The 12457-nt window shown below is 42.6% G+C and carries 16 protein-coding genes; 8 read left to right on the forward strand and 8 right to left on the reverse strand.

The genetic code is table 11. From position 1 onward, the window contains the following. On the reverse strand, positions 1–445 hold a 445-nt coding region (locus BP896_RS06540; protein ID WP_291766896.1), incomplete at its 3' end, for an SRPBCC family protein. A gap of 81 nt (positions 446–526) precedes the next feature. Between BP896_RS06540 and BP896_RS06545 the strand changes: the two genes are divergently transcribed. The 7 genes from BP896_RS06545 to BP896_RS06575 all read left to right on the forward strand — a co-directional run bounded on the left by BP896_RS06545 (position 527) and on the right by BP896_RS06575 (position 4864). Further along, on the forward strand, positions 527–838 hold the full coding sequence (locus BP896_RS06545) for a hypothetical protein (protein WP_291766897.1): 312 nt from the start codon (positions 527–529) through the stop codon (positions 836–838). Positions 839–1035: 197 nt separating this feature from the next. Beyond that, a complete protein-coding gene (locus tag BP896_RS06550) occupies positions 1036–1380 on the forward strand; it encodes a 4Fe-4S dicluster domain-containing protein (protein ID WP_291766898.1) in 345 nt (114 codons plus the stop codon). A gap of 89 nt (positions 1381–1469) precedes the next feature. After that, positions 1470–1961 (forward strand): aspartate carbamoyltransferase regulatory subunit, encoded by a 492-nt coding sequence (pyrI, locus tag BP896_RS06555; protein ID WP_291766899.1) that lies wholly within the window; start codon positions 1470–1472, stop codon positions 1959–1961. Beyond that, the gene (gene pyrE, locus BP896_RS06560; RefSeq protein WP_291766900.1) at positions 1962–2507 is read left to right on the forward strand and encodes an orotate phosphoribosyltransferase; all 546 of its coding nucleotides are present in this window, start codon (positions 1962–1964) and stop codon (positions 2505–2507) included. Then, positions 2494–3474 carry a dihydroorotate dehydrogenase gene (locus BP896_RS06565; RefSeq protein ID WP_291766903.1) on the forward strand — a complete coding sequence of 327 codons (981 nt, stop codon included), beginning with the start codon at positions 2494–2496 and terminating at the stop codon, positions 3472–3474. The genes pyrE and BP896_RS06565 overlap by 14 nt, the downstream gene beginning before the upstream one ends. A gap of 316 nt (positions 3475–3790) precedes the next feature. Then, the gene (locus BP896_RS06570) at positions 3791–4519 is read left to right on the forward strand and encodes a phosphoribosyltransferase family protein (RefSeq protein ID WP_291766904.1); all 729 of its coding nucleotides are present in this window, start codon (positions 3791–3793) and stop codon (positions 4517–4519) included. A gap of 63 nt (positions 4520–4582) precedes the next feature. After that, on the forward strand, positions 4583–4864 hold the full coding sequence (locus BP896_RS06575; protein ID WP_291766906.1) for a hypothetical protein: 282 nt from the start codon (positions 4583–4585) through the stop codon (positions 4862–4864). Here the strand turns inward: BP896_RS06575 and BP896_RS06580 are convergent. Further along, positions 4861–5955: an NDP-sugar synthase gene (locus tag BP896_RS06580; protein WP_291766908.1), complete on the reverse strand. Its 1095-nt coding sequence runs from the start codon at positions 5953–5955 to the stop codon at positions 4861–4863. The two genes, BP896_RS06575 and BP896_RS06580, sit on opposite strands and share 4 nt — an antisense overlap. A gap of 158 nt (positions 5956–6113) precedes the next feature. Here BP896_RS06580 and BP896_RS06585 point away from each other — a divergent pair, with 158 nt between their 5' ends. Further along, positions 6114–7310: a hypothetical protein gene (locus tag BP896_RS06585; protein ID WP_291766909.1), complete on the forward strand. Its 1197-nt coding sequence runs from the start codon at positions 6114–6116 to the stop codon at positions 7308–7310. On the opposite strand, the gene BP896_RS06590 is transcribed toward BP896_RS06585, so the two are convergent. From BP896_RS06590 to BP896_RS06615, 6 genes are all read right to left on the reverse strand, one after another. Then, positions 7307–7567, reverse strand: coding sequence for a DUF504 domain-containing protein (locus tag BP896_RS06590; protein WP_291766911.1), 261 nt, complete (start codon positions 7565–7567; stop codon positions 7307–7309). The two genes, BP896_RS06585 and BP896_RS06590, sit on opposite strands and share 4 nt — an antisense overlap. Before the next feature lie 44 nt (positions 7568–7611). Continuing rightward, a complete protein-coding gene (locus BP896_RS06595) occupies positions 7612–8100 on the reverse strand; it encodes a protein-tyrosine phosphatase family protein (RefSeq protein ID WP_291766912.1) in 489 nt (162 codons plus the stop codon). A gap of 40 nt (positions 8101–8140) precedes the next feature. Next, the gene (gene glmS, locus BP896_RS06600; protein WP_291766913.1) at positions 8141–9928 is read right to left on the reverse strand and encodes a glutamine--fructose-6-phosphate transaminase (isomerizing); all 1788 of its coding nucleotides are present in this window, start codon (positions 9926–9928) and stop codon (positions 8141–8143) included. A 475-nt stretch (positions 9929–10403) separates the two neighbouring features. Continuing rightward, entirely contained in the window at positions 10404–10622 is a 219-nt protein-coding gene (locus tag BP896_RS06605; protein ID WP_291766914.1) for a serine aminopeptidase domain-containing protein, read from the reverse strand. A gap of 138 nt (positions 10623–10760) precedes the next feature. Continuing rightward, positions 10761–10919: a hypothetical protein gene (locus tag BP896_RS06610; protein WP_291766916.1), complete on the reverse strand. Its 159-nt coding sequence runs from the start codon at positions 10917–10919 to the stop codon at positions 10761–10763. A gap of 24 nt (positions 10920–10943) precedes the next feature. Continuing rightward, a complete protein-coding gene (locus BP896_RS06615; RefSeq protein ID WP_291766918.1) occupies positions 10944–12164 on the reverse strand; it encodes an acyl-CoA dehydrogenase family protein in 1221 nt (406 codons plus the stop codon). Positions 12165–12457 lie beyond the last annotated feature (293 nt).

Below are 12457 nucleotides of genomic sequence, written 5' to 3' on the forward strand. Positions count from 1 at the left end.
AACATTGCCCAGTTTTAGCTAGCTTCACCATATTATTCAGGAATTCATTTAATTTACCATCTATATAATTCCTAATTAACCTCTCCCCAACAGCCGCGAGTAAACCACTTAGGTTAACATCAGCGTCATACGATACTCCAGTTTGACTTATAGTAGCGATTATTGATGCATTCATGACTGCACCAGGGCCCTTAGAATTCAGAGTCATGGTAACCTTCCCGGAGGCCTTATCAATACTCTCTATCTTAACTCTGGCGTTAAATGTTCCACTAACTGGACCCATGCGGACCATTATCTTAAATTCAAACTCCTTTGGATTAATCTCCTTAATGTCACTGGTATCTGGCACACACTTAACTAAGGCTATTGTATTATTTTCAATTAGCTGCCACAGGTTCTCAACATTAACGCCATCACCCCAGGCCTTTTGGCCATTAAGCTTCATAATTCACTAGGTAAGTGCGGCATTAAAAATCCTTCTCGCTTAAGTGGACGTATGTTTTATAAATAAGCCAGGTGGGACTTAATGGTGGCTGAGGACGAGGAACACTCAGAGAGGGATGAGGAGGAAGAGGAGGGAGGGGATGAGGAATTAGATGTTAAGGAGGTTGCCAGGAAGGCTCCAGAATGGAGTGTGGGTGTTATAATATATAATAATGCAGCATACCCAATAGCCAGATCAAGGTACGCTGAGGGGGAGTTCTACTTCTCAACTAGTTGGAGGGCTGTTAAGAAGGGGGTTAGGGGTGAGTTGGTTATTCTTAAGGATGGATCAACACACAAGTATAGGGTTAAGAGGCGTGGAGATAAGTACATTCAAGTAGTGTTACTGCAGTAGTAGGGTTAGTAACCATGGTGGTTTTAACTCAGTTAGGTTAGGTTATTAATTTGAAAATATTTAACCCATTATATAGCGAATTAGTGTTGAATTAGTCAACTAAATATAAATTAACCGTGGACTTTAATGAGCTAACTCACTTAATAGTCCATAAGCTAAACGTTATTTACATGTAGGTAACCCCCAAAGTGATAAGTATGTCCACAGTAACAGGACCTGAACTGGCCAAGTATCAAAGGGTTGTGGTTGACATGGATACCTGCATAGGTTGTGGTGCATGCATCTCAGTTTGCCCATACAATGCCCTTGAGTTGAATGAGAATGGTAAGGCGAGGTTAATATGGGACTTCTGTAAGGATGACTTCGAGTGCATTCCAGTCTGCCCAGTGAACTGCATTTGGAAGAGTAGTGAAGCCCCGGCTGAGTCTAAGGCTAAGAATGAGTGGTTTAGGATAACTAGGCAGTTAACACCGGAGGAGCAGCAGATATTTGAGGAATGGAAGAAGAAGTACGGCATTACTGGTAACCCAGTTTCAGCATGATTAATTAAGTGTTAATTAACTTAAATTAAAACACATGTTTAAATCCTCCCTTTAAACGAAAAGTTAATTAGCGCCAGTACCACTGAGTAATGATGTCTAGTAAGGTTCAGGAGAGGGACTTAATAGTTAGTAAGATTAGGGATGGTATAGTTATTGACCATATACCGGCTGGTAGGGCCTTAATAGTCCTTAGGGTGCTTAAATTGAGGGGTGGTGAGGGGAGGATTGCATTGGTTATGAACGCTGATAGCCGTAGATTAGGGAGGAAGGATATAGTGAAGATTGAGGGTAAGGAGCTTAGTGAAGGTGAGTTAAACCTATTATCCCTAATAGCGCCAACAGCAACAATAAACATAATTAGGGATTACTCAGTTGTTAAGAAGTTTCAAGTTAAACTACCTGAAACAGTTAAGGGTGTTGTTAAGTGCAGGAACCCTAAGTGCATAACTAACCAGCCTAGGGAGGATGTTGTGCCAACTTTCAAGGTGCTTCACCTGGATCAACCCATTCTCCAATGCCAATACTGTGGAACATACTTAACAATAGATGATATTAACGCTCAATTGGCTGGTGAACGATGAATGAGCATTGAGTTAGCTAGGTTACTGGTTAAGTATGGTGTGGTTAAGTTCGGCGACTTCACCCTATCAAGCGGCATTAGGAGTAAATACTATATTGACATGAGGATGGCCATATCAATACCAGAGGTTTATAAGCCTATAATTGAGGAATTAGCCCGAAGGGTTGGGAATGGGGTTGATTTAGTTGCTGGGATTGAAAGCGGCAGCATACCTTGGGCATCAATGCTAGCCTATAGGTTGGGTAAGGGCGCATTATACGTTAGGAGGGCTGAGAAGAGCCACGGCACTGGGAGGAGGGTTGAGGGTTACTATAAGGGTGGTGAGGGTATCCTACTTATTGATGACGTCGTAACCACCGGTGGTACAATACTTGACTCCGCACGGGCTCTTGAGAATAATGGATTAAGGGTTGTTGAGGTTGCTGTGATTATTGATAGGCTTGAGGGTGGATTAAATGCAATTAGGGGGGCTGGATATAGGGCTTGGTCACTATTAACAGTAAAGGATCTATTTAATGCCATGGGAATCAGTAATGCGGCCCAGTAAACTCCTAGGCTACTTACCACCTGACTTAACCAACTACATTACCCACCTCATATTCAGGACTTACCCAGCTGAGGCATTAACAGGTACCTTAACTAAATTAACAGGCGCATTACCGTATAAGTTGAGGCTATTAAACAGGGTTATTGATTCACCAATAGGTATTGGGGCAGGTATAGATAAGGATGGCTTATTAATTGGCCTAATGAGTAAATTACCCATTGGATTCCACACGATTGGCTCTGTAACATTAAGGCCTAGGCTAGGTAACCCTAAGCCAAGGATGAGGAGGTACCCTGAGTTAGGCGCCATGGTTAACGCCATGGGTTTACCATCAAGGGGAATAAGGTTCCTTAAGGATGTTTTAAACAATGAATGCGCCAAGTGGCCGAAAAGTAAACTACTCGGCGTTAGTGTGGCGGGCTTCAGTGAGGCTGAGTTTAAGCTGCTGCTGGACTCATTAACACCATACGTGGGTTGCATAGATTTCATCGAGGTTAACGTAAGTAGCCCAACGTATGGTGGATCATGGGCAGAACCGCAGAGGCTTAATGAATTACTTAAATCACTTAAGGGTTACGATAAGTTAATAATTAAATTACCCCTACTTAGTAGCATGAATGATGAAGTTAAGCTCATTAAATTAATCATTAACCATAATCCATTCGGCCTAACCGTAGCGAACACCCTCCGTGTAAAAACTGACCTACCTGTGGGTTATGGCGGCGTAAGTGGTAAACCATTGCTAGGAATAGTAATTAAGCTGATTAGATTAACGCGGCGGATGGGATATGGGGGCTTGGTGATTGGTTTAGGTGGATTCATGAGGGGTATTGACGTTATCGAGGGTATTAAAGCGGGAGCTGACTTAACGGGTTTAGTAACTGGCTTTGCAATGGAAGGCCCATTGTCAGTGTACAGGATTATTAATGAATTAAGGCGATTTAATTTAAATACACCTCAACGTTAATGCTTAGTATTACCTTATTAAATGAAATCATTATAAAGTTAAATATGCTTTAACTTATAATTAAGAATCTAGGTTAAATTCAAGTGAAACATTGGGGAGGTTAATGAGAAAATTTACGCATAATTAGAAGTGGTTCAGTAAGCATGGTGAAGGCATTGAGGATGGTGCCCCGGCCGGGATTTGAACCCGGGTCACGGGCTCGAAAGGCCCACCTTAGCCGGCGCCGATCACCAGTATTAGGTTTTGTTTTTGGTTTTTAAATGTTTCAGTTCATTAAATCAGTTAGGTTTAATAATCCCTTTACTCAACTGATTTAATGATGAGGAGGAGGGAGAAAGTTAGCCTACAATTGGATGCAGTGTTTTACATTAATGCGGTTAAGAATGTTTACTCACTATCCTTTAAGCAACTCTCAAGCATGCTTAACATACCTGAATCCACACTATGCCGCTACGCCAACATGGAGGTCCTACCCTCAACTAAGGTTGCTGAGAGTATTGTAAAGGTTCTTAAACCCATGGCTGATATTAAGAATGTCGTATCTAAGTTAATTAAGGTTAATGGTAATTACATTGACTTAAGCTCAATAGTCCTTGAACCAATGGTGCTTAGGCTCTATGAGAAGCATATTCTCGAGACCTTCTCTGGGTTGAGGGTTACTAAGGTACTTACCGCAGCCGTGGATGGTATACCATTAGCCATGGCGGCATCATACGCCTTAAACGCCGAATTAACCATAGCTAAGCAGTACATGGATGCTGGCTTTGAGCAACATTATGAAGCCACGTACATGGTTGACTCACCACCTAGGAAGGTTAACTTGTACATACCTAAACCATTACTCACTAAGGATGATTCAGTAATACTCATTGATGATATTGTTAGATCAGGTAGAACAATGGATGCTTTACTGAGTATAATAAGGCAATCTGGGGCAAGCATAGTGGGGGTATCCATACTTGTGGCTGCTAGTAGGGATGTTGCAAAGACCATTAGGAGTAAGGTAAGTGGGGTAGTGTTGGACATAATATACACCATTGAGTAACCTAAGCCGCTTCCCTTCCGCAATGTATGCAATACTTATAAATTAAGGCTAAGGCTTAGGCATATGACTATAAGCACTACGGTGGTGATGAATGAGGCCTTTAAGCTCTTCGTATATGCCTACAATGGCTTAGTTAACCTACTTCAGTATATTCTTCAGGAAACAATCTTTAAGGCTAACCCAGCCTTAGCTAACACTTACGGTAATGCCATAGCACTGTTAATATCATTAACGGCAATATACCTGCTACTGGTATTCATAGCGGCCTTTAAGAAGATTCTTGGTGTTTTAATTGCAATAGGTTGGGTTTTACTGATAATAGCCATAATCCTTAATGTCCATTAGAGAAGTATCTTACCGACCTCATATATGCTTTGGTTAACCTCCCTGAAGGGCCCTATTATTGAATCCCTATTTATTAAAACATGATCACTAATGTAGCTTCCATCACCAACCACAACACCCTTCTCAATCCTAGCCCACTTACCCACAAATACATCAGAGCCCAGTACGGCTAAGTCAATATATGCCCCATTCTCAATTGTTGTGTTATCCATTATTACAGAGTACTTAACCCTACTGTGGGCGCCAATCCTCGAATTATTCAACACAACTACATATGGCCCCACTTCAGCCCCAGGCTCTATTGTAACATTCTCACCTATGAAGACAGGGGGCTTAATTAATGCTTCATTATTAGGCACTGGGCAGTCCCTACAGTACTCATCAAGGGCCCTGAAGTTAGCGTCTAGGTATGATGTGATTGTCCCTATGTCATACCAATACCCCTTCAGTATGTAGCCATACACCTTGTGATCCTTAATCATTTTAGGTAAGACGTCAATAGCCAACTTACCGAATGTGCCGGGCTTGGGGAAGTACTTGAGCGCATCCTTACTGAATATGTATATGCCGGCGTTAATTAAGTTTGATGGTGCATTACCTGGCTCAGGCTTCTCAACGAAGCCTGTCACTAGGTTATCCTTACCAAGCGTGGCAACCCCGTACTGCGATACATCATTAACCTGGGTTAAGCAGATTGTGGCTAAAGCCCCCTTACTAACATGCTCATTGATCGCATCCTCCAAGTCGATTCTAGTGAATATATCACCATTAAAGACTACAATTACGTCATCTAATTCCCGCATACTGGCTATGTATGAGACTGGGCCACCATCACCAAGTGGCTTATCCTCCTTAATTATGTTAACCATGCCTCTTAATGAGGCCCACCTATGGTTAACGTGCTTCTCAATAAGCTCACTCATGTATCTGACCGATAGGAAAATGTCGCTTGGCTTAACCTTAGTGGCTGATTCAAGGATCCAGTCTATGACAGACTTATTAAGTATTGGAAGCAGGGGCTTAGGCTTAGTGAACGTAAGGGGCCTAAGCCTTGTAGCGTATCCCCCTGCCAGTATAATTACGTCAACCATATATTGCTAGTGGAAATCTAATTAATAAATATTTAGCGCTACAAAGTATTAAGATGTATTAAAATTAAGTTAAATACAGTTCATGAGGCCCCAATTAACTCCAGTTGCATTGAGTTAAGGGCATTAGTTTAAAAATTAGGCTTCATTAAGATTATGAAATGAGCCTAGCTGAAGAATGCCTATGGAACCTAGACTGCATTAAGGCTAGGATTATTAAGGAGGTTAGGGAGTTACCTAGAAGTAGGGGAACATTACTTAGGCACATTAATGAACTCCCAAATGGCCTTCTTGAGGAGGCCGGTAGGGAATTGGAGGAGCGTGATGTTGAATTACTGCTTAACATTGAGTTGAGCGATAAAGTAATAGCCCTAATCAGTGGTGTTGATCCAGGTAAAGTAAGTAGCATTAACCTATTGATTAGGCTTGCTGAAGCACTAATGGAGGGGGGTAGGTTTAGTGAAGCCATGAGGCTACTTAGAGGTAGAATGAATGGCGCTGTTGGGGAAGATTCACTTAGGTTAAGGGCACTTATGGAACTGTGCCAGGGATTCATAAACCTTGAATCCTCCAGTGTTGAGCATAGTAGAGGCAACCATGATGCTGAGTTTAGGTTAATTAATGAAGCCATGAGCCACTTCTCAGAGGCCTATAGGCATTACGAGGACTTGGGTGAGTTAACTAATGCCCTTGAGGTTAGGTTAACGGGCCTAATTGAGTTAGCTAAGTATTACTTAACCCACGGTGACTTAGATAACGCTAGGTCAACGTACCTTCAATGCGCCTCAACGGCTAGGTGGAGTAAGGATCATTTAACTGAAGCCACTAGGTGCAGTGCCATGGCTAGGTTAATTGACGCCATCGAGGACAGTGACCCGGTTTACTATGAGGAGGCAGGCGATATGCTACTTAACGTGGCTCAAGAGGAGCCCGAGGCTGCTGAGGAGGCTAAGGCGGCATACGGTTCAGCGCTGCAATTGATTAATGATGATGAGGGTAAGGGGAGGGTATTCATGAAGTATTTAACAGCAGCCATAATTCACATTGACTGGTTAATAAGCCAGAAGTACGGTGGCTTTGAGGGCTTAATAAACACCATTAGGAACCTGGGGTTAAGGGGGGTGGCTAGTGAGTTGGGTATTGATGAGAAGCAGATTAGGCTTTACCTGGAGGCTAAGGCCTTAGCGAAGGTGGGTGGGTTTAATGGTGTTAAGATTGCTTTGGCCTTAACACTAATGGGGCTTACCCTATCCTCAAGCACTGAAGAGTTAATGAGGAGGCTGAGGGAGGCTGGGGTTGAGGTAAGTGAAGGCATTCTTAATGAGGCTAAGAATGTTCTGGGTAATTGGCTTATTTAATTGAACTTCATACCCTTCCTATAGATCACAGCCCCATTAATCCTCCTTACCAGTAGAATCCTGTGATACGGTATGAAGGATTCAGCCCCATTAATCCCTATCACTATACCATCCTTACTGGCCTTAACTAAACTACCCAGTGGTATTACCTTAACGTCACCTGGCTCCCCCCTTGATACTATAACTACCTCGTACTCGTTCCTTACGTTAGTCCAGATTATCCTATTGAAAATATCCCTAAGCCTATTCCTACCCACTACCTTAATACCCCTCATGAATTTAAAAAACATATGCGGCATCCTTAAAGTACAAGGCTCCTCCTACTTATGAGCTTCTCAAGCTCCTCCAATGCTAATGCTTGGGTGAAACTCAATGAAACCTTCTCATTTACGCTTGATACAAGCCTATAGGCCTCCTTTAAACTATACCCCTTATAAATTAGGTAACCGATTATCACCGTGGGGGAGCGGCCGACACCTGCATTACAGTGAACCAGCACTGGCTCGTTTTCATGAATTCTTTCATCAATCCACCTAAGTATAGCCATGAACTCATCAAGGGGTGGTGATTCACCATCCTTAGTGGGTGAGTAGAGTAACCTAATGTTGAGCCTCCTTAAGGCATCAATGTAATTATTGAAGGGGAAGCCTATCTCATTGAACTCGAATTCCTCAATTAATGATACAACAGCCTTAATACCCATTCTACCCCATGCCTCAACATCCCTAACACCCCTTGGGGCGCAGGAGCCAGCTAACTTACCCTTAATAACCCAGTAGGGGCAATTCATGAATTAAACCAGCAATACGGCTTTTTCTGTTTTCCTCGCGTTAAGTTGTCACCACTTTACTTAAGTTATGTGGATTATCAACATCAATACCCCTAGCCACCCCAATCTCGTAGGCTAATAATTGAATTACCGATGGGTACACTAAGGGTACTATTAATTTATTACCCATGCGCTCCAGGTAAATAACCTGATCCCCAGTAACCTCCCTACCTCCCTGCGCGATAACTACTGTGTATCCTCCACGGGACCATACCTCTGAAATAACGTTCATCATTTCATCATCAACATCATTACCAGGCATTATTGCTATTGTGGGGAATTCCTTAGATATTAGGGTTATTGGGCCATGTTTAAACTCCCTGAAGCTGAAGGCCTCCGAATGAACTTGAGCTGCCTCCTTAAGCTTTAATGCCGCCTCCATGGCTAATGGTAAACCAATTGGCCCACCTGATATTACGTATGCATTATTGTAGTTTGATACCAGTTTAGCAATGCGCTTGGCATCATCCCTCACTTGATTTAGTTGATTATTAAGCATGACTATTGCCTTATTAATGAGGCTCCTTGCATCATCCACATTACCCTTAACGGCGTAGGCTAATTGAAGCATTATCGCTATTGAAGCCACGAAAGATTTCGTTGCAGGTACAGCTAACTCAGGTCCAGCACCCATTGGTAAGTATACGTTGGATTCCCTCATTAGGGCTGAACCAAGCCTATTAACAATACTAAGCACTATGGCGCCCTTCCTCTTAGCCCACCTAATAGCCCTAATTATGTCGGTTGATTCACCGGATTGACTAACAGCTACTATTAATGTGCCTGGTTCAACATACCTTATACCCAGGTATGGGAATTCACCAGCGGGTACTGCATCAGCCTTAACCCCACCTAATCCCTCTAGGTAGTACTTACCTATTAATGAGGCGTAGTAGGAGGTTCCTGAACCTGTGAATATTATGTTCTTAGCCTTAGCCACTATTGAGGCTGCATCATCAAGGTACTCCCTTTGAAGCACGTTAACGGCCCTAGCCAATACCTCGGGCTCCTCATAGATTTCCTTAATCATATAATGTTGAAATGACCCCTTAACCACCTCCACAGTTGCCTGCGATGCTAATTGCGGTGATGGTTCTACTTTATTCATTGACAATGCGTCATAGAACTCTACACTATCCTTACTCACCACTGCCATTTGATTAGGCTCCATGAAGTAGACTAACCTTAACTTAACTGGTATTGCCTGCTCCTCAGAGGATACGAAGTACTCCCTATCACTAACACCTATAACCAGTGGGTTACCCATGCTTAATGCGTAAATCCTCTCCTCATCCTTATGTAGAACAGCAATTGTGTAATAGCCCTTAACCTGCCTTATTACTGATGATAATGCCTCCTTCATTGACTCACCACCCTTTAACTCATCCTCAATAATGTGGGCTAATGCCTCAGCATCAGTCCTGGAGGCTAACTTATGCTTTCTACTCAGCCTCCTCCTTATTTCATCGTAATCCGAGACCACGCCATCCATAACCAATGCAATGCCACCAGTGCAGTCTTGAACTGGGTGGGTGTTTTCGTAAACAGGCCTACCATGTGTAGCTGACCTAACGTGCCCAATACCCACGTAGCCTGGTAAGTCATCTAGATTAAGCTTACTGTGTACGTCAGTTACCTTACCGGCATCCTTCTTAATGTGAATAACACCATTATGCACGGTGGCTACACCTGCCCCATCAATACCCCTATGCATTAGCCTTTCAAGGCCAATCCTAATCACAGGGGCAACTGGCCTAATGTTGGATACGAGGCCGAATATTCCACCCATTATAAGTTCTGGCTCCTCAGGTAACTAATAAATGTTAGGCTAAATATGTTAACTGCCTAATTAAATTGAATATATAGATCTATGAATCCAATATTATAAAATAACCAGCATTAAATAACTTCCGCTTACTGGCAAACTCCGTATTAGGCATTTTACCTATAATCTCAGCATATTAGCCTAGGCATCTTAAGCCCAGTAGCTAACTAAATACATGAATACTGCCGCCTCCTAGAGGAACCCTAACTTAATTACTCTTACCAACATAATAAACATCTCAACAATAAGATTACATTACATGATAAAAGTCATATTAGATGCTTGCAGGGACTATAATTATATTTAAGTATGTGCATTTAATCAGTTTGATACGCCCTTATAAACCATATCTCTATATTAATTCATTTAATATTTCATGATGCATGCCATTATAGATTCTCATAATCTTATCATTAACTCTTAATCTATTGAATACCTCCTAGGCAGCCCTTGGTGGCGCCACCTTATCATCACTATGCATCATAATTATGGGTACTGATATATTATTAATGTACTTCCAAATACTCCTCAATGCCTTAATGAGCTCATGCAGTATCCTGACTATGGGCTTCTTAAAGATGAATGAGTCATTTATGTACTCTTCTACAATCTTTCTATCATGTGTACGGAGCCTAGGATTAATAGGTAGGGTTAGCATACTTTATGAATCAGCACCACTTGCCATTCCAGTCATCCTAAGCATTAACTCTATGAGGCCCTCGAGGTCAATTTAAGAATAGGTTAAAGTTATCTACGTAACCAAGGTCCTTAGGGCCTGCTGTTAATCCATGGCTCCTCAAATCTGCATACATATGGAGTACGCATTACTTGATAGGTAATTACTAAAGTCATCATACCTACCATAATGCTCCGCAAAACCATGAACGCCAATCACTAGGCCCAGCGGCTTATCCGCCAACCAACACCTGTAATAGGCATTAATACTTGCGCTCAATGAAGCTTAATCCCCAGCCCTCCCCTATTCCACTTCCCTTCCTATTAGATTCCTTGCCACTATTAACCTCATTATGTTACCAGTACCCTCAGCACCAACGTAGTAGCTTAATGCACCAAGGAGTGCTCTAGCAATATTAGATTCCTTAAAGTAGCTGGCTCCACCAAACCACTTCATTGCCTCTAGGGCGGTTTCAACAGCTAATTCAACTGCAGTCATCTTGGCCATGGCGTTGAAGGTGGCTACAGTGAGGATATTAATCGAGGAGTCATTAAGTATGAAGTATCTGTCAGTTAACCAAGCAGCCTTATAGGTGAGTAGCTTGGCTTGCTCAAGCCTGGTGGCTAATTCAGCGTATTTGAAGCTTATTGATTGGTATGATGCTATTGGTTTATTGAAAACAATCCTTGACTTAATCCAATCCCTTGATTGATCAAGAAGCCACCTAGTAACCCCAATTGATGCAGCCGCTATGAGTACTCTAGCAATATCAAAGCCCTCCATTAGGATTCTAAACCCACCATTAACCTCACCTAGGATGTAGGATTCTTTAACGGTTAACCCATTAAACTTAATGTAGTTTGTTACAAGCCCCCTCCTCCCAATATCATCATAGTTACCGTACTCGAAACCACTAAGTACTTTACCATCCCTCTTCACTAAGGCTAGTAGGGAGGTTAAGCCCCTATGCCTAGCCTCCATGGGGGCTGTCCTGGCTATTGTGACGAAGCCCCCGTAATCCATGTCATTAATGATTAATGAGGCCCCAGTAACAATATTCTTCTCACCGTAGAGGCTCCATGAGCCATCACTCCTCCTAGCCTCAAGCCTAGTGGATGCCACATCACTACCACCCTGTGGCTCGGTGGAGGCTATTCCAATGAAGCCAATACCCTTAACTACCCTTGGTAATGCCTCCTCCTTAACCTCCTCCCTCCCATACCTTTGAACAATGAAAGGCCATGCAGTGTTAAGTAGGTAGAAGACTGGGGTTGCTAAGGAGGGGTCTGCGTAGGCTAACTCCTCAGTGGCTAAGGTACTCATGGTGAATGAGCCATCCTGCCCACCATACCTTGAATTAAAAGGCACACCCAGTAAGCCTGACTCACCCATTTTCTTAACCACGTTAATTAGGGGGTATTTTCCATCATCTATAAGGGGCCAGTTTGGCTTAACATACCTCTCAGCAAACTCAATTACACTCCTCCTGAATAACTCCTCCTCCTGACTGAGGTTAAAGTCCACTTCACTAAACCCGTCCAGGGAGATTTAAATATAAGCATCCATTAAATTAATGGTGCTTCATTACCTCATAGGGACTTCACTAAGGCGTTTAGCCTCATTTAAGGGGGAATTAAAGATTCTTAAATTTTAAGTGGGGTATTCATAGGCACTAGAGTAATTCCTGTGGGCTAAGCCTACTACTTACCTTAACCTTACGCACCTTAACAATGGCGTAAACCACCAGCATTACAATTAGGTTCACTATTAGGCCCAGTAAGCCAACGTAAATATCGTAGAACCAGGGTAGTAGTGAT

It is taken from the genome of Caldivirga sp. UBA161 (genome assembly GCF_002506515.1).
GTDB lineage: Archaea > Thermoproteota > Thermoprotei > Thermoproteales > Thermocladiaceae > Caldivirga.